This is a genomic window from Mesorhizobium sp. M0800 (assembly GCF_040320095.1).
Lineage (GTDB): Bacteria > Pseudomonadota > Alphaproteobacteria > Rhizobiales > Rhizobiaceae > Mesorhizobium.
The window spans coordinates 345,744-369,068 of sequence record NZ_JAMYOZ010000002.1; the positions used below are offsets into that span (position 1 = coordinate 345,744).

Annotated in this window: 21 protein-coding genes, 1 tRNA gene and 2 pseudogenes; 7 read left to right on the plus strand and 17 right to left on the minus strand. The window is 62.0% G+C overall.

What is annotated here, in order from left to right:
* Positions 1-30: 30 nt before the first annotated feature.
* Genes NKI18_RS04070 through NKI18_RS04100 form a run of 7 tightly spaced genes read right to left on the minus strand, consistent with a single transcriptional unit; the run spans position 31 to position 6,921 of the window.
* On the minus strand, positions 31-843 hold the full coding sequence (locus NKI18_RS04070; RefSeq protein ID WP_352615440.1) for an SDR family NAD(P)-dependent oxidoreductase: 813 nt from the start codon (positions 841-843) through the stop codon (positions 31-33).
* A complete protein-coding gene (locus NKI18_RS04075; RefSeq protein ID WP_352615441.1) occupies positions 840-1,841 on the minus strand; it encodes a sugar phosphate isomerase/epimerase family protein in 1,002 nt (333 codons plus the stop codon). The genes NKI18_RS04070 and NKI18_RS04075 overlap by 4 nt, the downstream gene beginning before the upstream one ends.
* 37 nt (positions 1,842-1,878) lie before the next feature.
* Positions 1,879-2,652, minus strand: coding sequence for an SDR family NAD(P)-dependent oxidoreductase (locus NKI18_RS04080; protein ID WP_352615443.1), 774 nt, complete (start codon positions 2,650-2,652; stop codon positions 1,879-1,881).
* A 4-nt stretch (positions 2,653-2,656) separates the two neighbouring features.
* Positions 2,657-3,754, minus strand: a complete 1,098-nt coding sequence (locus NKI18_RS04085; protein ID WP_023675506.1) for an ABC transporter ATP-binding protein — start codon at positions 3,752-3,754, stop codon at positions 2,657-2,659.
* A gap of 10 nt (positions 3,755-3,764) precedes the next feature.
* Positions 3,765-4,667: a carbohydrate ABC transporter permease gene (locus NKI18_RS04090; RefSeq protein ID WP_352615445.1), complete on the minus strand. Its 903-nt coding sequence runs from the start codon at positions 4,665-4,667 to the stop codon at positions 3,765-3,767.
* Positions 4,660-5,598: a carbohydrate ABC transporter permease gene (locus tag NKI18_RS04095; protein ID WP_352568061.1), complete on the minus strand. Its 939-nt coding sequence runs from the start codon at positions 5,596-5,598 to the stop codon at positions 4,660-4,662. The genes NKI18_RS04090 and NKI18_RS04095 overlap by 8 nt, the downstream gene beginning before the upstream one ends.
* 57 nt (positions 5,599-5,655) lie before the next feature.
* Positions 5,656-6,921 (minus strand): ABC transporter substrate-binding protein, encoded by a 1,266-nt coding sequence (locus tag NKI18_RS04100; protein WP_353018906.1) that lies wholly within the window; start codon positions 6,919-6,921, stop codon positions 5,656-5,658.
* 142 nt (positions 6,922-7,063) lie between these two features.
* Between NKI18_RS04100 and NKI18_RS04105 the strand changes: the two are divergent.
* Positions 7,064-7,237: pseudogene (locus tag NKI18_RS04105) on the plus strand (ArsR family transcriptional regulator); the annotation flags it as partial.
* A gap of 3 nt (positions 7,238-7,240) precedes the next feature.
* Complete coding sequence (locus tag NKI18_RS04110; RefSeq protein ID WP_352615689.1) at positions 7,241-8,260, plus strand: ROK family protein; 1,020 nt, start codon at positions 7,241-7,243, stop codon at positions 8,258-8,260.
* A 68-nt stretch (positions 8,261-8,328) separates the two neighbouring features.
* Here the strand turns inward: NKI18_RS04110 and NKI18_RS04115 are convergent, their stop codons facing one another.
* Entirely contained in the window at positions 8,329-9,288 is a 960-nt protein-coding gene (locus tag NKI18_RS04115; RefSeq protein WP_352615692.1) for a DMT family transporter, read from the minus strand.
* Positions 9,289-9,686: 398 nt separating this feature from the next.
* Here NKI18_RS04115 and NKI18_RS04120 point away from each other — a divergent pair, with 398 nt between their 5' ends.
* From NKI18_RS04120 to NKI18_RS04130, 3 genes and pseudogenes are all read left to right on the plus strand, one after another.
* Complete coding sequence (locus NKI18_RS04120) at positions 9,687-11,018, plus strand: PQQ-dependent sugar dehydrogenase (protein WP_023675512.1); 1,332 nt, start codon at positions 9,687-9,689, stop codon at positions 11,016-11,018.
* A 98-nt stretch (positions 11,019-11,116) separates the two neighbouring features.
* A pseudogene (locus NKI18_RS04125) lies at positions 11,117-11,371 on the plus strand (FAD-dependent oxidoreductase); the annotation flags it as partial.
* 232 nt (positions 11,372-11,603) lie between these two features.
* Positions 11,604-12,137, plus strand: coding sequence for a hypothetical protein (locus NKI18_RS04130; protein ID WP_352615450.1), 534 nt, complete (start codon positions 11,604-11,606; stop codon positions 12,135-12,137).
* Here the strand turns inward: NKI18_RS04130 and NKI18_RS04135 are convergent, their stop codons facing one another.
* The 8 genes from NKI18_RS04135 to NKI18_RS04170 form a co-directional block, all read right to left on the minus strand.
* Positions 12,138-12,677, minus strand: coding sequence for an NADH-quinone oxidoreductase subunit B family protein (locus tag NKI18_RS04135; RefSeq protein ID WP_352452927.1), 540 nt, complete (start codon positions 12,675-12,677; stop codon positions 12,138-12,140).
* Between the two features lie 12 nt (positions 12,678-12,689).
* The gene (locus NKI18_RS04140) at positions 12,690-14,207 is read right to left on the minus strand and encodes a hydrogenase large subunit (protein WP_352615452.1); all 1,518 of its coding nucleotides are present in this window, start codon (positions 14,205-14,207) and stop codon (positions 12,690-12,692) included.
* Between the two features lie 18 nt (positions 14,208-14,225).
* Positions 14,226-15,677, minus strand: a complete 1,452-nt coding sequence (locus tag NKI18_RS04145) for a hydrogenase 4 subunit F (protein ID WP_023675518.1) — start codon at positions 15,675-15,677, stop codon at positions 14,226-14,228.
* Entirely contained in the window at positions 15,674-16,336 is a 663-nt protein-coding gene (locus NKI18_RS04150) for a hydrogenase-4 component E (protein WP_023675519.1), read from the minus strand. Before NKI18_RS04150 ends, NKI18_RS04145 begins: the two co-directional genes overlap by 4 nt.
* On the minus strand, positions 16,336-17,292 hold the full coding sequence (locus NKI18_RS04155; RefSeq protein ID WP_023675520.1) for a respiratory chain complex I subunit 1 family protein: 957 nt from the start codon (positions 17,290-17,292) through the stop codon (positions 16,336-16,338). The genes NKI18_RS04150 and NKI18_RS04155 overlap by 1 nt, the downstream gene beginning before the upstream one ends.
* Positions 17,283-19,304, minus strand: a complete 2,022-nt coding sequence (hyfB, locus tag NKI18_RS04160) for a hydrogenase 4 subunit B (protein ID WP_502900650.1) — start codon at positions 19,302-19,304, stop codon at positions 17,283-17,285. Before hyfB ends, NKI18_RS04155 begins: the two co-directional genes overlap by 10 nt.
* On the minus strand, positions 19,301-19,615 hold the full coding sequence (locus NKI18_RS04165; RefSeq protein ID WP_023675522.1) for a helix-turn-helix domain-containing protein: 315 nt from the start codon (positions 19,613-19,615) through the stop codon (positions 19,301-19,303). Before NKI18_RS04165 ends, hyfB begins: the two co-directional genes overlap by 4 nt.
* Positions 19,616-20,289: 674 nt before the next feature.
* Positions 20,290-20,366: transfer RNA gene (locus NKI18_RS04170), tRNA-Met, on the minus strand.
* 236 nt (positions 20,367-20,602) lie between these two features.
* On the opposite strand from NKI18_RS04170, the gene NKI18_RS04175 reads away from it, so the two are divergent.
* Positions 20,603-21,577 carry a Gfo/Idh/MocA family protein gene (locus tag NKI18_RS04175; RefSeq protein WP_352615458.1) on the plus strand — a complete coding sequence of 325 codons (975 nt, stop codon included), beginning with the start codon at positions 20,603-20,605 and terminating at the stop codon, positions 21,575-21,577.
* Between the two features lie 13 nt (positions 21,578-21,590).
* Here NKI18_RS04175 and mnmA read toward each other — a convergent pair whose 3' ends face one another.
* The gene (gene mnmA, locus NKI18_RS04180) at positions 21,591-22,781 is read right to left on the minus strand and encodes a tRNA 2-thiouridine(34) synthase MnmA (RefSeq protein ID WP_023679564.1); all 1,191 of its coding nucleotides are present in this window, start codon (positions 22,779-22,781) and stop codon (positions 21,591-21,593) included.
* A gap of 261 nt (positions 22,782-23,042) precedes the next feature.
* Between mnmA and sciP the strand changes: the two genes are divergently transcribed.
* Positions 23,043-23,318, plus strand: a complete 276-nt coding sequence (sciP, locus tag NKI18_RS04185; RefSeq protein WP_023679563.1) for a CtrA inhibitor SciP — start codon at positions 23,043-23,045, stop codon at positions 23,316-23,318.
* The last annotated feature ends 7 nt before the right edge of the window (positions 23,319-23,325 follow it).

Here is a 23,325-nt window from a genome sequence, read left to right on the forward strand (position 1 = left end):
TACTCATCCGAAACCGGCAATGGTCGCGGCCTAACCTGGAAAGATCGTGAAACCGCCATCGACTCGGATTACCTGCCCGTTGATGAAGCGCGCGCGCGGACCGGCGAGGAAGGCCACCGCTTCGGCGATCTCTTCAGGCTCCGCATACCGGTTCAGCGATTTCTTGCTCGAATCCATGCGCTGCGGATCGACCACGCGGCTCGCCTGGAACCGTGCCGTCTTGGTGGCGCCGGGGCTCACCGCATTGACGCGTACGCCATCGTCGATCAGTTCCTTGGCGAGGCAGCGCGTATAATGGACGACAGCCGCCTTGAGCGTCGAGTAGACCACCTCGGGCGAGCATCCGATATGCGCTGCCGCCGAGGCGATGTTGATCACCGAGCCTGAGCCACGCTTGACCATCGGCGGAACGAACGCCTGGCAGACCAGCATCGTGCCGATGAGGTTGTTCTCGGTTAGAACCTTGATGTCTTCGTAGGCGATGTCCAGTGCGTTGTTGGGATTGGGCTTTACGCCCTTGGCGCCGATGTCGCCGCCGGCGCAGTTTACCAAGACGTGCACGTCGCCGAGCTCCGCCTCGATCTTCCTCTTCATTTTGGCGACAGCTTGCTTGTCGCCGATGTTGCCGGTGACCGCGGTCACCCGCGTCCCATGCTTCTCCAAGCCCCTGGCAGAGTCGCCGAGGTCCGCGAATTCGCCATATTGAGATGGCCGGGCCCAATCGAGGTCGTGGACCGCGACGTTTGCGCCAAGTTCGGCCAAGCGGTCGGCCATCACGCGGCCGAGGCCGCGTCCCGAGCCGGTGACGAAGGCGGTCAGGCCGCTGAGTTCTCGGGCAGTCATGCTGATTTCTCCATTGCAATGAAATCGAATTTCATCATGTTGGCGGCGCTGCGCCGGATCATGTCGAGCTCGTACGAAACGAGCGCACCGTCATCATCGCGCTCCCATGGCGTGCGGTAGTCGGCGTCGTCCGCAAGGCGGTTCAGGCGCGCAGCACTCAGGCAGGCCGCGAATTCGCGGGCGGTCTTCGGCGCATATCCGTTCCACCAGTCGTCGGTGAGACAGCGAACGTGACGGGCCTCCAGCGCGCCGGGCTCAAGCACCGCCGTCAGCGTGTCGTGGTGCTCGCCAAGGAGGGCTGCCAGTTCGGCGAAAGGCACGGCGCCGTCGCCGATCGCGCAGCGGACCAGGCGGTAGCCCTCATCCGTGAACTGGACGCGATAGTCCTTGAGGTGAACGTGGCGGACATGGGGCGCGATCCGGCGCGTGAAGGCAAGCGGCGCCTCGCCGACAGGAAAGGTATTGCCGGTGTCGTAGGTGATGCCGACACCCGGCCCGCCGAGTTCGCAGAACGCAACCAGTTCGTCGCTGCCGAAGTCCTGATGGTTCTCGATGCCGAGCACGCGTCCCTCGGCCGCCGCACGCGGCCCCCATTCCGTCAAGGCAGCGCGAATCGTTGCGTTGAACTCGCGCCATTTCGGACCCCACGCATTGCGGTCGCCGCACAGGACAGGCGTCAGTGCGATACGGATCGTCGTCGCCTCGAGCAGGCGCGCAGCCCGAAAGGCGTTGTCCAGCGGACCTGCCACTAGAAGTCCGCCGCTCACCACCGGGACGATGTCCAGCGCGGCAAGACGCCTGCGCAGGGCGACGATTTCGGCGTCAGTCAAGTCGGTCAACCAGGGTTCGTAGATCTCGAGCGTGCGTGCGCCCAGTTCCTGCGCCAGCGTGATGAAGCCTTCCAGCCCCACGCCGTCCGGATTGTGCCGCGGCGTGCCGCGGCCCTGCAGGCCGAGATAGTAGGTCAGTCCGTAAGGGTTGAGGCCGAGACGAAACATCAGCTTGGCGGTTCCAATGGAGAGCGGAGAGGCGTCACTAGCGCAGACCGGCATCGACGGTTATGGACTGTTTGGTGATCATGCGGCTGTCGTCGGCCGCCAGGAAGAGCACGGTGCGTGCAATCTCCTCGCCCAGCAGGACGCGGCGGATCAATTGCCGCTGCACCGTCTGGTCGACTGCCTCCTGCGTCTTGAACCACAGCTCGCGCTGCCGCTCGGTCATGACGGCGCCGGGTTCGATCGCATTGACGCGGATGTTATCCGGTCCGAGCGACCGCGCCAACGCACGCGTCAGCGCCACTACGGCCCCCTTGGCGGTGGCATAGGCCACCATCTGGTCCGCTCCGAACCGCCAGGCAATGGAGGAGAAGTTTATGATCGAGCCGAAGCCGAGTTCCTTCATATGCGGATGCACTGCCTGCGCGGCGAAGAAGTGATGCCTCAGATTGACGTCGAAGCTGCGGTCCCAATAGTCGGCCGTTACCGCGTCGATGGGATGGCGCTGATCATTGGCTGCGTTATTCACCAGGACGGCGACCGGACCAAGCCGCGCGCGCACGCCTGCTACCGACGCCTTTAGCGCATCGACGTCGGTCACATCGCAATGGAGATATAACGGAGCCTGCCCGGCGGCACCAGCGAGCTCGCGCACCAACGCCTCCGCTGGTTCGTCCTGCACATCGAGAAAGGCAACCCGGGCGCCATTCGAGGCGAAGGCGCGGACCATATCGGCGCCAATGCCGGAGGCGCCGCCGGAGATCAGCACGACCCGATCGGTCAAGCTCGGATAAGTCGCGAATTGTACAGACATCAAACTACAGAAGCGCCTTGGTTGTTGGATCGAACAGACAGGCGCGCGACATGTCGATGCCGAGCGTTATCGTCTCGCCCATGACGGGAGCGTCGTCCGGCTCGAAACGGCCGGTGATCTCCAGGTCACCCAGCCTGAGCACGGCAAGCGTCTCGGCCCCGGTAGGCTCGACCAATTCGACCGGCGCCTGCATGGACGCCACAGCAGGTTTGCGCGACTTCAGATCGGTCGTGAAACGGTAGATGTGTTCCGGCCGGATACCGAGCACGACGTCCTTTGGCGCACCGGCGGGCATCGGCGCGGCAAGGGCGAGGCTGGCGTCGCTGCCGTCAGCGGCGCGTACCGAGATGCTGGTCGAGCCCGTAAGCCGGGCGGGAATGAAATTCATCGCCGGCGATCCCATGAAACCGGCAACGAACATGTTGGTCGGGCGGTCGTAGATCCGCTTCGGCGTGTCGAACTGCTGTACCGAGCCCTGGTTCATCACCGCAATGCGGGATGCAAGCGTCATCGCCTCGACCTGATCGTGGGTGACATACACCGTGGTCTTGCCGACGCGATGGTGAAGCTTCTTGATTTCGGTACGCATGTCGACGCGCAGCTTGGCGTCGAGGTTGGACAAGGGCTCGTCGAACAAAAACAGCTTCGGGTCGCGCACGAGGGCACGCCCCATCGCAACGCGCTGCCGCTGGCCGCCCGAGAGCTGGCCGGGCTTGCGTTTAAGCAGCTGTTCGATCTGCAGGAGTGCGGCAACCCGCTGGACAGCTTCCGCCTGCGCCGCTTTTGGCACGCCGCGGCTCTCCATGCCGAAAGTGATGTTCTGGCGCACCGTCATGGTGGGATAGAGGGCGTATGACTGGAACACCATCGCAATATCGCGGTCCTTGGGTTGCACCGAGTTCACCAGCCGGTCGCCGATCCATATCTCGCCCGACGTGACGGTTTCCAGTCCGGCGATCATGGCGAGCAAGGTTGACTTGCCGCAACCCGACGGGCCGACAAGGGCGACGAATTCTCCGGTCTTAGCCTCGAGATCGATGCCGGCAAGAATCTCGAGCGAGCCGTAGCTCTTGTGAAGGTTGCGGATCATCAACGCGGACATCGGCGACGCCTCATTTTATGGCGCCCTGGGTGAGGCCGCGCACGAAGTATTTTCCACCAAACAGATAGATCAGCAGCGGAGGCAACGCGCCGATCAGCACGGCTGCGCTCATCACATCGTAAGCACGTGCGGTCGTGCCGCCGGCCGTGAGCGCGACCAACGCCGCCGTGATCGGCTGCTGCTGGCCCGATGTGAAGACGACGCCGAACAGATACTCGTTCCAGATGCCGGTGAACTGCCAGATGACAGTGACAATCAGGATGGGCGGCGACAGGGGCAGGATGATCTTGCGGAAGATCCGCCAGAAGCCGGCGCCGTCGATGCGTGCCGCCTTGATCAGGTCGTCCGGTATGCTGACGTAGAAATTGCGGCAGAACAGGGTGGTGAACGAGATGCCTTGGACGACGTGGATCAACACCAGCCCATATGTGGAATTGGTCAGGCCGAGCTTGCCGAGCAGGAACGCCCACGGCATCAGCGAAATCTGGCCGGGCATGAATACGCCGAGCAGCATCAGATTGAAGATCAGTTCAGAGCCCCTGAAGCGCCATTTGGAGAGGATGTAGCCGTTCATGGCGCCGAGAATGGTCGAGATGATGGTGGCGGGGATCGTCATCGCCAGGGAGTTGAAGAAATTGCGCTTCATTCCCTCGCAGGTACCGCTGACGCAGTAGGATCCCCAGGCCTGCGCCCACGCATCGAACCGGAAGCTGCGCGGTACGGAGATGAGGCCGTTGCGGGCAATCTCCGACTGCTCGCGCAATGAGTTGAAGATCACCACCAGCAATGGCACGAGATAGACGACCGCGAAAAGCGTCAGCACGGCATAGACAAGGAAGCGACTCCAGAAATGCCGGCGCGTGGCAGCGGCTTCTTCCGGATCAAAACGGGCGTTACGGGCAATTTCAGCCATTGCGGCCCTCCGCCCGCCGGCGCCAGACGATCCACAAGGAGTAAGGCACCAGCACCACCGCGACCGCCGCGAGCATCATCATCGCCGCGGCGGCACCCTCGCCGATTTGGCCGCGCTGGAACATCAGATCGTAGACATAGATGGCGGGGAAGGTGGTGGACACACCTGGGCCGCCTCGCGTCAACGCCGCCACCAGGTCGAAGGTCTTGATGGCGAATTGTATCTGAATGACCGCCACCGCCAGGAATATCGGAGCGATGGTTGGCAGGATGACCCTCCGATAGGTCCGGAAAACCGACGCGCCGTCGATTTGCGCGGCTTTGACGAGATCCGGATCGACCGACCGCAGACCGGCCAGGAAAAGTGCCATCGCGAAGCCGGACGACTGCCAGATACCGGTTATGATCACCGCATAGATCGCCGTGTTGCGGTTGGCCGTCAGGGCGAAGCTGAAGTCGGTCCAGCCAAGCCCGCGAACGAAGGCCTGGATACCGTCGACAGGATTATAGAGCCAACTCCACACCGTACCGGTGACGATGAAGGACACCGCCAACGGGTAGAGAAAGATGGTGCGCCAAGCCGCCTCGCCGCGGACGCGCTGGTCGATCGCGATCGCGAGCAACAGGCCAACGGCCATCGAGCCAACGATATAGAAGCCGCTGAACAGGAAGAGATTGGTATAGGCGATGTTCCAGCGCCGGTTTGCCCAGAGCGAAGCGTAATTGTCCAGGCCGACGAACCCATAGGTCGGCAACAGCGACGAATTGGACAGCGAGATGTAGAGCGTCCAGAGCGTGAAGACGAAAACATAGATGAAACTCGCCGCTATCGACGGCGCCAGCACCAGAATGGGCACCATCGTGCCCAGGCGCTCGCGCCACGGACGGGCCGCGGCAGCTGCGGCTGGTACAATCAGATCATGGGTGGACATCGGGCTGCTCCGGCGAGGTCTGGCCGGGAGCTTCGCCCCCGGCCATCATCGGCAGCGTCACTTCTGCGCTTCGGCCGCATCCGCCATCGCGTTGGCCGCGTCCTGCGCACTCATATCCGGCGTTGCTACAAACTCCGTGATGCTATCCATTATTGCGCCGCGGACCTTTTGCGGAACCGTCATGTTGTGCGCCATCGAACGGACGAGCGTTCCGGCGGCGATCGAGGCTTGCAGATCCTTTTGCGAGAGTTGCTGGCAGGGATTGAAGCCGTTCGAAAGATCGACGTCGAGGCGGGCCGGAATGGACCCTTTGGTCTGATTGAAAATGGTCTGGAATTCGGGCGACAGGATGATGCTGGCAAGCAGCTTCTGTCCCTCGATATAGTCCGGGTCCTTCTGCTTGAAGAACACGACCGAGTCTGAATTCAAGATGAAACCGGGCTTGCCCCAATCGGTCGGCGCCTGAGCGCAGACATAGTCGGTGCCCTCCTTGAAGCCGCCGGCCGTCAGCAGGCCGATCGTCCAGTCGCCCATGATGTGGAAGGCGGCCTCGCCTCGGCCGATGAGATGCGACATGGTATCCCAGTCACGCCCGTTCATGCCGGGGTCCATGTACTTCGAGGTCATGGTGCGAAACTGCTCGAAGGCCTTGACCATGCCGTCGCTGCGCATGGCATCGACGTCGCCCTCGACGAAAGCTTTCTTGTAGAGATCGAGGTCCTGACCGTACACGACCACTTCGAAGACGGTCGAGTCGGTCCAGTCGGCGGTCGAGTGCGAAATGCAGATCTTGCCGCTGGCCACGATCTTGTCGCAGGCGGCGTTGAATTCCGCCCATGTCGTCGGCAGCTCGGTGACGCCCGCGTCCTTCATGACCTTCGGCGATGCCCACAGCCAGTTGATGCGGTGGATGTTCATCGGCGCGGCCACCCAATTCCCGGTCGGCTTCATCACCGGCAGCAATTCGGGAGCGACGACCTTCTCCCAATTTTCCGCCTTCGCCAGGTCGTCGAGATTGGCTGTCATGCCCGTCTCGTTCCATTCGGCGATCTCGGGGCCCTTTAGCTGCACAGCGGGAGGTGCGTTGCCGGCGATCACATCAGCACGCAGTTTGGCCAGGGTATTGGCCGTATGGCCTGCGATGGAGGTCTGCTGCCAGGTGCCACCCTTGGCGGTAAACATCTCGCCGAGCTTGGCGATAGCCTGGGCGTCCGATCCGGTGGCCCATTGATGCAAGAGGTTGGTCTTCGGCTCCGCGAGGGCTGTTCCGGTAATCAAGGTGAAGGCGGTAGCGGCCGCAAAGGCCGTCCTCAGGTATTTCATCGTTTCACTCCCATATGTGAGCACGGTTCGTATCGACCGCTTGTGGCCCGCGAGTTGAGGTCGTGGCCGGCGAGATGCAGTAATCTCCGTTCTTTCCAAGATGACATATTTGGGCTATCAGTCAACGTGCTTTGTGCTCATCATGAACAAACCTTCGCTTAGAAATTGGCTGATCGACAGGCCGTCCGCGTCGCCGGAGAGCCTGATCGTCCGATGCCTGCGCGAGCGCGGCGTGCTTTCTGCGTCGCAAATTACCCGCATTACCGGTTTGGCGCGGTCGACGGTTTCAACCGCGCTCAATGGCTTGAGAAAGTCGGGGATGGTAATCGAATCCCCGGCCCATCATGACGCGGCGAGGGGTATTGGCAGGCCTGCCACGACATTGACGCTCAATCCCGCTGCGGGCACCTGCGTCGGCATCCATCTGGGCCTCGACGAGATGCGGTGCGTCGTCGCCGACGTCTCGCATTCTTTCGTTGCCGAACAAACTATCCCCATGGGTCTGGACTACCAGCCACAGCAGGCGGCCCAGCTCGCCAAGTCAGTAATTGCCCGATGCTACGAAGAGAACGGTCTGCCGATGGCGGGGCTCCTGGGGGTTGGGGTCTCCGTCTCGGGCCCAGTCAGCCGCGAAGGAGTGGTGCTGCGCGCGAGTATCGTTCCGACCTGGGCCGGGGTCAACATCCGCGATGTGTTCGGGCCGGTCCTCGAACAGCCGATCTTCGCCGACAATGAGAGCAACTGCTCGGCCATTGCCGAGCTGATGTGGGGTGCGGCCGTCGGCCAGGACGATTTCGTGCTGTTCAAGGTCGATCTGGGCGTCGGCGGGGCCATTGTCCAGCACGGTCGGCTGGTGAGCGGCATCGCCGGCGGCGCCGGCGAATTCGGGCACATCAGCATCGATCCCGGCGGCGACCTTTGCCGGTGCGGCAATCGAGGATGCCTGGAGCTCTATGCCAGCTTTGCCGGACCGCTCGAGCAGATTTCGCGCATCGTGCGGCGGCCGGTCACGATGGACGACGTGATCATGATGGCCGAGGAGGGCGACGTGAGGGCGCTGCGGATGATCGAGGACACCGCCGAGTTCGCCGGCCGTGGCCTTGGCCTGATCGGTTCGGTTCTCAATCCGCCGCTCATCATCATCAGCGGCCGCATGGCCTTGGCGGGCGGCATTCTCCTGGCGCCACTGATCGCATCATATGAACGCCACACGCTCATCAAGTCCCGCGATGTGGCGCCTGCGCTGCGCACGCGGATAATCGTTGGCAAGCACACGGAGAACGATGCATTGCTCGGCGCGGTCGGCCTCGTGCTGCGCCACAACAGCCGGCTTCAGTGACCCGGCTTGCTTCGGGTGGCGCTCTGATTTTGCGAGCTGCTCGCCGAAGCAGCGGAACTGATGTTTGCCTACGCGACACGCACCGTGCGCTGCCTCGGCTTGATCGCGGTGGCGAGCAGCAGGCCGGCGATGATGAAGGCGGCGCCGGCGAGATCGTAGTCGTGCAAGCTTTCGCCAAGGACCAGATAAGCGAGAACGGCGACGAAGGCGGTCTGGAGATAGAGCAGCATGCTGGCGCGCCCCGCACCAAGCGTCTCGACGCTACGGTTGTAGAGATAGTACATCAGAGCGCCGCCGGGGCCGGCAACATAGGCGAGAGCCAGAAGGCCGTTCGCATGCAGCGCCGAACGATCCCCGGAAAACAGTTCCCAGAGATAGAAGGGCAGTGCGGCCAGCGCGCCGGCTCCCAGCAGCAGGACCACCATCGGCAGAAGCTCGATAGCGAATTTGGCGCGACGCAGCAGCACGGTGTAGAGGCCCCAACAAAACGCGCTGCCGACGATCCACAACTCGCCGGGATTGAACTGCAGCTGCATCAGCGCGGCAAGGTCGCCGCGCGCCACGATCACCACCATCCCGGCCAGAGCGACCAGCGCTCCAAGCGCTTTCCAGACACCGAGGGGCTCGCCGAGCACGAAGCGGGCAAGCACCATGGTCATGATCGGCGACAGCGCCATGATGATGCCGGCGGTTGTCGCGTTGGTGTAGTTGAGGCCCGTGTAGATCATGCCCTGACACAAGGCTAACCCGATAGTGCCGATGACCAGCACCTCGATCACCCGGGATTGGATCAGCACGAGCATCGCCCCGTGATGACGATGGACGATAGGCAGCAGGATCGCGCACGCGAGCGTCAGCCGCCAGAAGCAGAGCGCCCAAGGCGGCATCTCGGGGGCAACCCACTTGGCGGCGATATAGACGCCGGCCGACAGGAGCCAGCAGAGCGTCGCGAGGGAATAGGCGAGCGGAAGTGATGCGCCGGGTGTCGCCTTCGCTACACTTGGATGTGCTATCGGCAGCGATTGGATATCCGTCTCCTCCCACCGCAGACTTTAGCAGATTTGCAGCGTCTTGCTAAGCAGCAACAACAGCTGTTTCACCAGCTGGTGCAATCGGTGGGTCATTGTGGGTCCCGCCGTTCACGGTCTCCTTCCATTCGAACGCACGTTGGCCCATGAGCAACTCGATACCGAAAAGCGCAAGCCGTACCGATTTCGCGCGATACGAATGTGAGATTTATATTGCGCGACAGATATTCGCGCGGTTGCCACAATCTTCTCGCGCCATATTTCTACCGAGCGCAGATCTGTCGCGAATTCCTGGCCCTCGGATTACGAGCGCCGCTGTTTCGAAGCAATTGGAAGAATAAGCCACTGACTTCCGTTTGCACAAAGAGCGCGACACAAATCCATGCGGAGGACGTCCGATGCATGCCGGCTTCCCAGGAAGCGTACTCGTAGCGGTGTTGGGCACCGTCATGGCAAGCTGCGCTGGCATTCCGGCGCAAAAAACCGGGGCAATATCCGGCTATGGCCCCAACCCCACTTTACCGAAACCAAGACCGACGCTGATCCCGACTGTTAACATCGCCGAGGCGAAAGGCTGGCAGAAAGAAGGTATGCCGACCCCGGCGAAGGGGCTGACAGTGAACGCCTTCGCCACCGGCCTCGACCATCCGCGCTGGCTACATGTGCTTCCGAACGGCGATGTGCTGGTTGCTGAAACCAATGCCCCTGCCAAGCATGACGAAGGCTTCAGTCTTAGAAAGGTCTTCATGGACCTGGCTATGAAGCGGGCTGGCGCCGCGACCAAAAGCGCCAACCGCATCACGCTCCTGCGCGACACCGATGGCGACGGCATTGCGGATGTGCGCACGACGTTCGCGGAAGGCCTCAATTCGCCCTTCGGCATGACGCTGTCCAAAGGCAAACTCTTTGTCGCGAATACCGACGCGCTCGTCGCTTTCCCCTACTCCAATGGCCAGACCCGAGTCAGCACGTCGCCGGAAAAGATCATCGACTTGCCGGCCGGGGACCTCAACCATCATTGGACCAAGGACGTGATCGCAACTCCGGATGGACGCAAGCTCTATGTCACCGTTGGTTCCAACAGCAACGTTGGAGAAAACGGCATAGCCGCGGAGAAGAACCGCGCTGCTGTCCTTGAAGTGGATCGGTCTACCCGCCGCACTCGGGTCTTCGCCTCGGGCCTGCGCAACCCGAACGGGCTCTCCTGGAATCCTGAGACTGGCCAGCTTTGGGTCGCCGTGAACGAGCGTGACGAGATCGGCGACGACCTTGTGCCGGATTACATGACCTCGGTTCGTGACGGCGCTTTCTACGGCTGGCCCTACAGCTACTACGGACAGAACGTCGACGAACGTGCCAAGCCGCAGCGCCCCGATCTCGTGGCGGCAGCGATCAAGCCCGATTACGCCCTGGGCTCTCATACCGCCTCGCTGGGACTGACCTTCTCCAAAGGCGCGCGGCTCGGTCCGGCCTACGGCAACGGCGCCTTCGTCGGCCAGCACGGCTCGTGGAATAGAAGCGTGCACAGCGGCTACAAGGTCATCTTCGTGCCGTTCCATGGTGGCAAACCGAGCGGTCCACCGGAAGATGTGCTCACTGGCTTCATCGGGCGTAATGGCGAGGCGATGGGCCGGCCGGTCGGCGTCGCTATCGATCAGACTGGCGCACTGCTCGTCGCCGACGACGTCGGTAATGTCATCTGGCGGGTCCGCCGGGCGAATGGCCGTTGAGCGCAGGTGGCCTTTCTGATTCCGACCTCACCAGCCTTCGGCTACAGCGCCACGCCCGATATGGCTGCATTCGGCTGCGATTTCGATGCAAATGCCAGGTGACGACATCGCGCCTGCCGCATGTCGGTCGCTATGGCGACGTCTATTTTGTGCATGGCTATTCGGGCAAGGGGGTGATCCTGTCGACGCTGTCGGGCAAGCTGCTCGCTGAGGCGATCACCGGGGATGCTTCGCGGCTCAATCTGTTTTCGACCCTAAGCCCGCTGCCGTTCCCCGGCGGCACGGCGCTGCGCGGCCCGCTCTATGTGCTCGGCATGCTTTGGTACGCAATGCGTGACCGCATCAAACATTGAGCGCAGGCATGCGCAATGAGGCCGAGCGCCGCCACCAAGCGATTAACGGCTGATTTCGCGGCGGCGTCCGACTTGATCGATGCTTGAATATGGTCCGCAGGCCATGGCCGCGCCTCGGTTCGTGCCCTGCTCCCGAAGCCTGAGCGCCGATAGACCTGCCTGCTATTTCCTCAGCTAATAGATCGATATGATTGCAGGATTAACCGTTTCATAGCCCAGGCGCGGCTCCGATTTGTCTTTCGAAATCGCGCTGGAGACAGTTCCGGTTGAACTGCAATCCAATTTTGTTTCCCTGTTTTTCTTGATCGTGCTGCCCGACAGGTCGGCGCCGGCCGACGTTACTTCTGTACTGACCACTCTCTTTTTCTCGTGCGCAATGGCGGCGGTGGATACGGCCATCACAATTGCCGCGCAAACAATCGTCAATCTCATTGTTTCCCCCTTAGAGCACCGCAAAAATGTGGTCGACTGCCTTGAGACGCCGGCGAAGGCGGTATTCGCGCCTGGCCGGCCCATGCAGCTTCCGACTGCACAAGATTGTAACTACATTAGCTGCAGCGCAAGTAACCATTTCGGACTAGGGAACGGGTTCCCCTTCGATCGAAAGCGCTGGGCTGCCGGCGAAAAAGCAGGCGTTTTAACCGTTCTCGCGGCCGAGCGCCTTCCAATTTTGGGACAGAGGTTGGCTGATGCCCTTAAACTCACGGCTACGCATTGGTTGGATCTATGCAGCGACAAGGCCAACCTTGGCAAAGCCTCTACATAGTCACCTTCGGGCAGCACCAGTCTTGGAATTCACGCCCTCAAGCAAGGCGAGCAGGCCTTTCAGAATTTCGATTGGCGGCGGCGGACAACCTGGAATGTGCAGATCGACAGGCAAGGCCTCGGACACTCCGCGCACCACCGCATAGCTGCCGGCGAAACAGCCGCCATTGCCTGCGCAATCTCCCAGTGCGACCACCCATTTTGGGTTGGGTGTTGCGTCGTAGGTCCGCTTCAATGCCTCGCGCATGTTTTTTGTGACCGGCCCGGTGACGAGCAGTACATCGGCATGGCGCGGTGATGCGACGAACCGGATCCCAAAACGCTCGATGTCATAGAAGGCGTTGTTCAGCGCGTGCATCTCAAGTTCGCAGCCGTTGCAGGAACCGGCATCGACCGCCCGGATCGACAGGCTTCGCCCCAATCGTTTGTGAGCAGCCCCATCGAGCGCGCGTGCGAGTTCGTCGACTGCCGTGCTGCTTGCCAACGGCGGACGCTCGGTGAGAGGGGGGCGTATCAGGCTTTCAAAAAGAAGCTTGCGCATGACAGCGTGCCTTCAGAGATCATGGCCCGAATAAGAGCAGTTGAACGATTTGTTGCACAGCGGAAAGTCGGCAACGATGTTTCCTTCGATCGCCGCTTCAAGGAGCGGCCATTGAAACCATGACGGATCACGGAGGTGACAGCGCTCGACCAAGCCGCCCTTGCCAATGCGCAGCCAGGCCAGAATATCGCCGCGGAAACCTTCGACGAGCGCCATGCCTTCATGCGATCGGTTTGTCTGCGCGAAATCGACGCGGATCGGCCCGTCTGGCAGCTGTCGCAGGACTTGTTCGATCAGGGACAGGCTCTGTTCGACCTCGTGGATACGAATCCATACACGGGCGTTCACATCGCCTTCCTGGAGGAGAGGTACATCGAAGGCGAGTTCGCCATAGGGTGGATAAGCGAGATTGCGTCGGGCATCGAAGTCCCGACCGGAGGCCCGGCCAACGTAGCCTCCGGCGCGATATTGACGAGCGAGTTCCACCTTCAGCCGGCCAGTCGCGACAGTCCGATCCTGCAGCGACGCCGTGTTGTCGTAGAGCTCGACCAGCGCGGGAAACCGCTGCCTGATCTCTGCGATCAGGGACCTGAGCGCTGTCGTGCCCTCATCGCTCAGGAAGCTTGCCACGCCTCCGGGCACGATGCAGTCGCGCATCAAACGATGACCGAAGGCAGCATCGCTTGCCCGCAATACGCGCTCACGCAGCACCCCACAGTGGGCATGCATGAGCGCGAAGGCGGCATCATTGCAGATAGCGCCGATGTCGCCCAGATGATTGGCCAGGCGCTCCAACTCGGCCATGAGCGCTCGCAGCCAGACCGCGCGAGGGGGAACCTGGACACCCAGCGCCGCCTCGACCGCGCGGGCAAAAGCGAGGGAGTATGCCACGGTACTGTCGCCAGAGGTTCTGCCCGCCAATTTGGCTGCACGGTCGATGTCGGCCCCCGCCATCAGGCCTTCTATACCTTTGTGCGCGTATCCGAGGCGCTGCTCCAGCCGGACGACCGTTTCACCGCTCGCCGTGAACCGGAAATGGCCCGGCTCGATGATGCCGGCATGCACGGGCCCGACCGGGATCTGATGCAGGCTCTCCCCCTCGGCAGGCAGGAAACTGTACGGGAAGGCTGTCGCAGCAGACGTCCGCACGCGGGTACTCAACGGATAGCTGACACCCCAATGGCCATGATCAAGCCACCGTCTCGTATCAGGCGCGCCTTGTGGCAGGAGCCCGAACAGGTCAGCAGCCGCACGTTCGAGCCGCAATGCGGGCGGATGCAGCCGGCCGACCGATGGGTAGCGGCCACTGGGGCATTCCAGGCTGACAACGCCGATGTCCCCGGCGCTTTCATCGAGAAGTGCCATGTGGACGGCGCCTGGCTCACCCCATAGGCCGAGCAAGCTCCAGTGGCCCTCGGCCAGTTGCTCGACGGCAAAGCCCCATTTTTTCGGAGTCACCACGGCGCGCGACCACGGGAAATGATATTCGACACGTTGGCCAGCAAGGATGAGGTCGATCAGCGCGGGCATGCTCTTTCTCTCCTCTGCTCACCCCAGGATACTTGCGACGTGCTGGAACCATGTGACCAGCGGTGGCGGCAGATAGATGCCGGCGGCAAACACCAACGCCAAGTGGGAATACATCGGAATGTAGGACGCCTCGGCGGGTGCAGTGCTGCCGCGCGGTTCGCCGAAAGCGACGCCGGTCAGTCGAAGCAGCAGGGCGCCGAAAGCGAGCAGAATCCCGAAAACCAACGGCATCGCCAAAAGAGGGTGTCTTGCAAATGTCGAACTCACGACCAGGAATTCGCTCATGAAGATACCGAGCGGAGGGAGGCCGGCAATGGCAACGACGCCGATGACGAGCGCCCAGCCAAGGGCAGGATGTGTCTCCGTCAGTCCCCGGATTTCGGCGATGTTCTGTGTCCCCTTGACCTGGGCAATGTGGCCGACCGTGAAAAAGATCGCCGACTTGGTCAGGCTGTGCATGACCATGTGCAGCAGCCCGGCAAAATTGGCGAGCGGGCCTCCTATGCCGAAGGCGAACACGATGATGCCCATGTGCTCGATCGAGGAGTACGCGAACAGGCGTTTGATGTCGCGGCGGCGGTAGAGCATGAAGGCCGCGAAGACAAGCGACGTCAGTCCCATCGTGATCATCAATGGCCCAGGTGCGATCGCTTCCGGGCTTGCCGCGAGCAATAGCTTGAAGCGCAGCACGGCATAGAGTGCGACGTTTAACAGCAAGCCCGACAGCACTGCGGAAATCGGCGTTGGACCCTCAGCATGCGCGTCTGGCAGCCAGGCATGTAAGGGCGCAAGGCCGACCTTCGTCCCGTAGCCGAGCAGCAGAAAGATGAAGGCGACATTGAGCAGAGCCGGATCGAAGCGCGCGGCGTGAGCGATGAGCACCGTCCAGACCATCGCATTCGTCCCCTCGCCAACAACCGGCTGTGCAGCCATGTAGACGAGGATGGTGCCGAACAGTGCGAGCGCGATGCCGACGCTGCCCAGAATGAAATATTTCCAGGCGGCCTCCAGCGCTTCGTGCGTGCGGTAGATGCCGACCATGAGCACGGTGGTCAGCGTGGCAAGCTCCACCGCCACCCACATCAAGCCAATATTGTTCGACACGAACGCCAGGTTCATGCCGAACATCATGACCTGGTACATTGCGTGATAAAACCGCAAGTTCGGGACTGTCAGCCGCCCGCTCTCCAGTTCGTGGGCAATGTAGGAAGCGCTGAAGACGCTGGTGGTGAAGCCGACGAATGTGTTGAGCACGATGAAGACGATATTGAGATCGTCGACGAGCAGATACTGCCCAGGCTGCGGGCGGTCGGTGACAAGAAGGGACAGTGCGGCGAGCAAGGTCAGCAAGCTCGCAGCGACATTGACGCCCGCCGATATCCGGTATTTCGGCAGCGCCGCCAGAAGTGCGGCCGCGAAGACCGGTATCAGCAAAATGGCGGCCACCGCATCGAGGGAAAACGCGGTCAACGGTGTTCTCCCCTGTAGTCGTCGAGCGCGCCGACATCCACCGAGTCGAACCTCTCGCGAATGCGGAACAGGAAGACTCCGATGACGATGAAGGCGATAAGGATCGAGAAGGCGACACTGATCTCGACGACCAGAGGCATGCCCTTGGCCCCCGTGGCGGCGAGGACCAGACCGTTCTCGAGCGACATGAATCCGACAACTTGGCTGACGGCGTTGCGGCGGGTGACCATCACCAGCAGCCCCAGCAAAATGATGGACAGCGCGAAAGCCAGGTCCTCGCGGGCGAGGGGATCAGCCTCGGGAGTGACGCGCAGCATCAGGACCATGGACAAGGTCACCAGGCCTATCCCCGCAAGCATCGTCGTACCGATGCCGACGGCGGTCTCGACGTCACGATGGATGCCGAGCCGCTGAATGATGCGATGAAGCCCGACAGGAATGACGATCGCCTTGAAGACGAGGGCGATCGCCGCCGTGACGTAGAGATGATGCGCGTCCTGAATGTATGCCTGCCAAGCTACGGACAGGGCCAGCACGATTGCATGAAGCGCAAAAACGTTGATCAGAGCAAAGAGGCGATCCTGATACAGCATCATGAAACTGACCAGCACCAGGCCGCCGGCGAGCAGGTGAGCGATGTCGAAGGTGAGGCCGTTCATCAGAGGCTCCGTGAGACGAACAGCAGGAGCGTGCCGAGCAGGGCCAGCATCAGCGCTGCCCCGAGGAAATCCGGGACGCGGAAGACGCGCATCTTGGCAATGGCAGTCTCAAACACGGCGAGGAGAACGCCACAGACGGCAAGCTTGCCGACATAGGCGACGACACCCGGAGCAAGGGATTCCAGTCCTGCCCCGGCGCTCGCCAGTCCCCAAGGTAGGAAGACGCAGGAAATCAGCGACACATAGAGCAGAAGCTTGAGGAAGGCGGCAAACTCGATCATCGCCAGATGGCGACCGGAATATTCCAGCACCATCGCCTCATGAACCATGGTGAGTTCCAGATGGGTCGATGGGTTGTCCACGGGTATGCGGGCGTTTTCGGCGATCGCCACCATCACGAGGGCGATGAGCGACATCCCGAGCGACACCCGCAAGCCAACCTCCGGTGACCCCATGAAGGCGGCGACCGTTGAGAGTTGCGTAGCACCCGCGACGAGCGCCAGGCTGAACACGATGAGCAGCATGGCGGGTTCGGCCAGCGAAGCGATCATCACCTCGCGGCTCGAGCCGATGCCGCCGAAGCTCGTGCCGACGTCCATGCCTGCCAGCGCCAAGAAGAACCGGGCGCTTCCCAGCAGTGCGACAATGGCTATGAGATCGGCGGTCCAACTGAATGTGAGGCCGGCGGCGAATGTCGGGATGAGCGCCGCGCCGACCCAGGTGGTGGCAAAGATCAGATAGGGCGTCACGCGAAACAGCCAGGATGCGTTGTCCGCCAGAACGACTTCCTTGCGCATCAGCCGCAAGAGATCGCGGTAAGGTTGGATCAGGGAAGGACCCTGGCGGCGCAAGAGCCGTGCCTTCACCTTGCGCACGAATCCGGTCAGGAGCGGCGCCAGCAAAAGCACCAGCGCCATCTGCGCGCCTTGAACGGCCAACTCGAGAATCACGGCCATAGTGCGAGCACCAGGAGCAGGACAATGAGAAAGAGAAAGACGAGGGTCAGGTAGCGCCTGATCGTCAGGAACTGCAGATGGTTGAGGTGGTCGGTCGCAAAGTCGAGGGCCCGGCCGATAGGCAGATACAGCGTCTCCCAGATCACATCATGCATTTCGACATTCAGACGAGCCGGACCGGTCTCGCCAGGTGCCGGCATTTCGACGGTTTCCCTTGCACGGAATACGAACGTGCCGAAGACGCGGCGGATAGGCTGCGCGAAGCTGACGGCCGTGTACTGCGAGCTCGGGACCACATCCGGGAAGCCACAACCCCAGGCGGGACCCCGACGGAGTGCATGTGATGCAAAGCGATGGATCACATATGCCGCAGCGGATGCGGAAAAGGCGATGAACAGGAACACCAACAGGCCGTTGTAGGAACTGCGGCTCGCTGCAATCGGCACGATAGACAGCCAGGGCTGGGCCATCTGCACAGGCATCCGACTGCCGATCAGTGGCAGTGTCACCGATGAGAGGCCGTCTATCACAAGACCGGGCAGAATGCCGGCCAGGAGACAAAGGGCAGCGAGAATGAACATTGCCGCCAGCGAGTAGCGGTCGACCTCATGCGGCAGTTCCACCGCGGCCGAGCGTGGCCGGCCGAGGAATGTAATCCCGAACGCCTTTACGAAGCAGGCCGCGGCCAGTGCCGCTGACAGCGCCAGCAGACCGCCAACGGCGGGCACCATGACCTTCAGTCCCCATTGTGGCAGATCGGGGCTCTGCAATATGGCCTGAAAGGCCAGCCATTCGGAGACGAAGCCGTTGAAGGGTGGAAGTGCCGAGATCGCGACGCAACCGACGAGAAAGGCAAAACTTGTAAAGGGCATGCGGTGGATGAGACCGCCCAGCTTCTCCATATCCCGCTCTCCGGTTGCCGTCAGCACGGCGCCCGCGCCGAAAAACAGCAGGCTCTTGAAAAAGGAATGGTTGAGGACGTGGAACAGCGCGGCGGTGAGCGCCAGCGCTGCAGCCGATGGCATGGCGTTCGCCTTGAAAGCGAGCGCGAGACCAAGGCTTACGAAGATGACGCCGATGTTTTCAATGGTGCTATAGGCAAGCAGTCGCTTCAGGTCCTTTTCCATCAGCGCGTAGAGGATGCCGAGAACCGCCGTCAGGCCGCCAAGGAAAAGCACGGCAACGCCCGACCACCATGCCGGCTCACCGAGCAAATCGAAAATAACGCGTATGAAGCCATAGGCTGCGACCTTGGTCATCACGCCGCTCATGAGAGCCGAGACGTGGCTTGGCGCGGCCGGATGGGCGAGTGGCAGCCAAACGTGCAGCGGGACGAGTCCAGCCTTGGAGCCGGCGCCCAGCAGCATGAGAACCAGGACGAAAGCAGCGGCGAACGGGGTGGGGTCGGCGGCTCGCATCGCGTCGAATGTGTAGGTTCCATCGGATCCGGCGAGCAGGCCGAACGCAAGCAGCAGCGCGAGTGTGCCGAAGCTCGCCATCACGAGATAGATGTAGCCCGCCCGCGCATTGTCCTGCTCGCGATGGTGCGCCATGACGAGCGCCCAGGAGGCGAGCGACATGAATTCCCAAGAAAGCAGGAAAGTGAAGGCGTCGTCGGCCACCACGACAAGGTTCATTCCGGCTAGGAAAGCCGGGAAGAACGGCAGCACCCGATGCGGCGCAGACTCATGCCTGCCGTAGCCGAGGCCATAAAGGCTGGCCATGGAGCCGCCGAAGTAGACGACGATGAGGAAGAAAGTCGAGAGCGCATCCAAACGGAAATGAGCGCCAATCCATGGCAATCCAAGAGGCAACACCACAGTCGACGGGGTGACGGGATTGTCGGCGATGCGGCTCGCGAGAACCATGAGCACGGCCGCCGATATACCTAGCGTCAAGCCGTAGATCAGGCGTGTTCCCGAGTCCGATCTGCGGCTTTCCGCAATCGCAAGCACCGCAGTCCCCAGGAGCGCAGCAACGCCCCACAGGAGGACCGCGGCCCCCGAAATCACGCCACGCTCCTCACGGGGAGTTTGGCATCCGTGTCGACCCCGCCAAGGATTTTGGCGGGGTCAAAATCCGCTTTCAGTCGCACGCCGCGCCCACCGATCTGGCTGGAGGCGCCTTCAGCGATCAATTCCACGCCGGCGAGGTCAAGTGCCCCGATCAGCTTCATGAGAGAATCGACGTTACCCCGAATAATCGACTCGCTGGCTTCCATGCGTTGAATTGTCGGCACGGAAAGACCGGACAATTCGGCAAGCCTGCGCTGGTCGATGCCAAGGAGCGCCCTCGCGGCACGCAACTGTGGAGCAGTTATCACGGTCGCATCCCCCTTTTTGATCAGCTTTGAGATATTATCTCTACGTCTTGCAGCATATATTAAAATGCGGCGTATTCAATTAGTGATGCGTGGCGCATCTGTCTTGAGGCTGTAGAAAACCGGGCGATACGCCCTGCGCCTCGAACCAAAGCCATGCGGCCATTCCCGTCGCGGCCAGTCTTGTCGCCAGCCGTCTCGGATTTGCGCGTGATGGGGCTGGCAATGGGCCTTATCTCGGCCACTCGATTGGAGCCGCCGCGGGCTACAGGCCTTTTCAGGATCCGACCGGCACCTGGACCGTTAATGATGCTCGTACCGGGCGGCCCGCCGAGATGGGCAGCCGAACCATCGTTGGAATGAACCAGCACGATCCCGAGGAACTCGCCGATCTCCTCAACGGGCTGAATGCGCAAAGGCAATCTGGTTCTGCGGACGGAATTTCTGAAGAAAGCGTAGGAGAGCCACCGCTTCGATGGGATGTTGTCTCGAGGCTTGTACGGGAGTGCAATCTAGAGCACCGGAACGTCATGGCCCTCGCAGCTATCGGATCGCCCTGTCTTGAGAGAAGCGCCCTGCTGCAAAACCGGGTGTCAAAATTGCAAAATCGCGCGACCCGCTACAATGAGACGACTGGCACCGGCACATCTCTATGTGTCTGATTTATCTTTGGAATTTGGTAGCGGGAGAGGGACTTGAACCCCCGACCCCAGGATTATGATTCCCGTGCTCTAACCAACTGAGCTACCCCGCCAGGGCGGCGAAGGCCCGAAATCCAGCTTAAATCGGCAGGCATATCGGCGCGTTCGCCAAGGTCGCGCGGATATAAGGTTGCGAGGCCAAGCCTGTCAAGCATCGAAGTGGCTGCCGCGCCGGCATATTGCTGGCGCCTAAAGCTTTGCCGGGCAGACATTTGGGCGCACAGGCCGGGGTTGAGTTCAGCGAGGCACGTCGCTATGTCTCGGCCACGAAAGCCATGGTCATGAATTGATGAAACCGCGCATTGCAGTCCTCGGTTGCGGATACTGGGGCAGCAACCACATCCGCACCCTAAAGGCGCTCGGCGCGCTGCATGCGGTTTCGGACGTCAACCCCGCGCGCGCGGAGGGTTTTGCCAGCGAGCAGGATTGCCTGGCGATAGAGCCGGAGGCGCTGTTTGCCCGCGACGATGTCGACGCCATTGTCATGGCGCTGCCGCCGCAGTTCCATGCCGACATGGCGGTGCGCGCCGTGCTCGGCGGCAAGGACGTGCTGGTGGAGAAGCCGATCGCGCTGACGGTGGCCGATGCCGCACGCTCGGTGCAGGCGGCCGCCGATAATGGCCGTGTCTTCATGGTCGGCCACGTGCTGCGCTTTCATCCCGCCTTCGAGACGCTGAAGGCGCTGATCGACAATGGCGAACTCGGCGAAGTCCGCTACATCCATTCGCATCGGCTCGGCCTCGGCAAGTTCCACACCGAAAACGACGCGCTATGGGATCTGGCGCCGCACGATCTGTCGATGATCCTGGCCATCACCGGCACCGAACCGGTCGAAGTGCGCGGCGAAGGCGCTGCTCTTCTCGACAATCTCAGCGACTTCGCGCATCTGCACATGCGCTTTCCCAACGGCCTGCGCGGCCATCTGTTCGCCTCGCGGCTCAACCCTTACCGCGAACGGCGGCTGACCGTTGTCGGCACCAAGGCGATGGCGGTGTTCGACGATGTCGAGCCGTGGGAGCGCAAGCTTGCCGTCTATCGCCACGCGGTGTGGCAGGACAGCGGCCAATGGGCGTTCACCGCCAACGAGCCGTCCTATGTCGCGGTCGGTGAGGGCATGCCGCTGACGCGCGAGCTGGAGCATTTCATCCACTGCATCGAGACGCGGGCCGAACCGCGCACCAGCGGCGAGGAGGCCATCCGCGTGCTGCGCATCCTGACCGCCGGCACCGTCGCCCATACAAGGCCCGCCCATACAAGGCCCTAAGAGAAAACGCCGTCTATTCGGCGGGAACCCGCGCCGGCTGGACGGCAAGCCGCGTCAGCATCGCCTCGGCCTCGGCGCCGCGCTCGGAGCGCTCGATGAAGCCGCCGCCGAACACGCGCGCCTCGTTGCCATCGTCGGAATAGAGCACGCAAGCCTGACCGGGCGCGATGCCGGATTCGCCGTCGACCAGTTCCACCGAAGTGACACCGGCGCGGTGATGCAGCACGGCCGGGCGCGGCGGCCGCGTCGAGCGCACCTTGGCGAAAAGCTCAAGCCCGGCCGCCGGGATAGCGGTCAGCGGGCCATCGCCCAGCCAGTTCATGTTGCGCAAGAAGATCTTATGGGTCTCCAGCGCCTCGCGCGGGCCGACGACGACGCGGGCCCGGTCGGCGTCGAGATGAACAACGTAGAGCGGCTCGCCCGAGGCGATGCCGATGCCGCGGCGCTGACCGACGGTGTAGCGCAAAATGCCCTCGTGGCGGCCAAGCACGCGCCCGTCTATATGGACGATGTCGCCCGGATTGGCGGCAGCCGGCTTCAGCTTGGCGATGATGTCGGAATACTTGCCCTGCGGCACGAAGCAGATGTCCTGGCTGTCCTGCTTGGCCGCAACCGTCAGTCCCATCTCCTCGGCGATGGCGCGAACCTCAGGCTTCGACAGGCCGCCGAGCGGAAAACGCAGATAGTCGATCTGCGCCTGGGTGGTGGCGAACAGGAAGTAGCTCTGGTCGCGGTCGGCGTCGACCGGCCGGTAAAGCGCGCGGTGGGCGCCATTGGCGCCGGAACGGATGTAGTGGCCGGTCGCCAGCGCGTCGGCGCCGAGTTCCTTGGCAGTCGCAAGAAGGTCGGCGAATTTCACCGTCTGATTGCAGGAAACGCAAGGGATCGGCGTTTCGCCGGCGACATAGCTCTCGGCGAACGGGTCGATCACCGCCTTGCGGAAGCGCTCCTCGTAATCGAGGACGTAATGCGGGATGCCGAGCGTCTCGGAGACGCGGCGGGCATCGTCGATGTCCTGGCCGGCGCAGCATGAGCCGGCCCGGTGCGTTGCCGCGCCGTGGTCATAAAGCTGCAGCGTGACGCCGACGACGTCGTAGCCCTCGCGCTTCAGGAGGCCGGCAACGACCGACGAATCGACACCGCCCGACATGGCGACGACGACGCGGGTGTTTTCGGGGCGTCCGGGAAGATCGAGGCTGTTCATGGTTCTTTCGTTCTGCGCGGCGCTTCAATGCCAATGGCCGGAATATAGGTCAAGCGTCTCGGCTGCGCCAGCTTTGCCGGGCCGGCTCATTTTTCCTGCCGGGTTCAATGCGCTTGCCGGCAGATGTTTCAAATGCCGATGAAAAGGCTAACGCCGCGTTCATGATCCTTACCTAACCATTAGGGTCTGCTTAGGCAAATTTTAAAGCTGTGGTGGTAATGTGGTGGGGATTGGGTCTTTGAGTTTTTTGTAGAGAGTACGATGACCGATCTAATTAGACCGCGAGTCAAATATGTTATCGGGCCAGACGGCAGCCCACTTACCATCGCCGATCTGCCGCCGACAAACACACGTCGCTGGGTTATCCGGCGCAAGGCGGAAGTGGTGGCGGCGGTGCGTGGCGGGCTTTTGAGCCTCGAAGAGGCATGCCAGCGCTACAAGCTCACCACCGAGGAATTCCTGTCCTGGCAAGCGTCGATCGACGAATACGGCCTTGCCGGCCTGCGCACCACGCGCATCCAGCAATACCGGCATTAGGCCGATA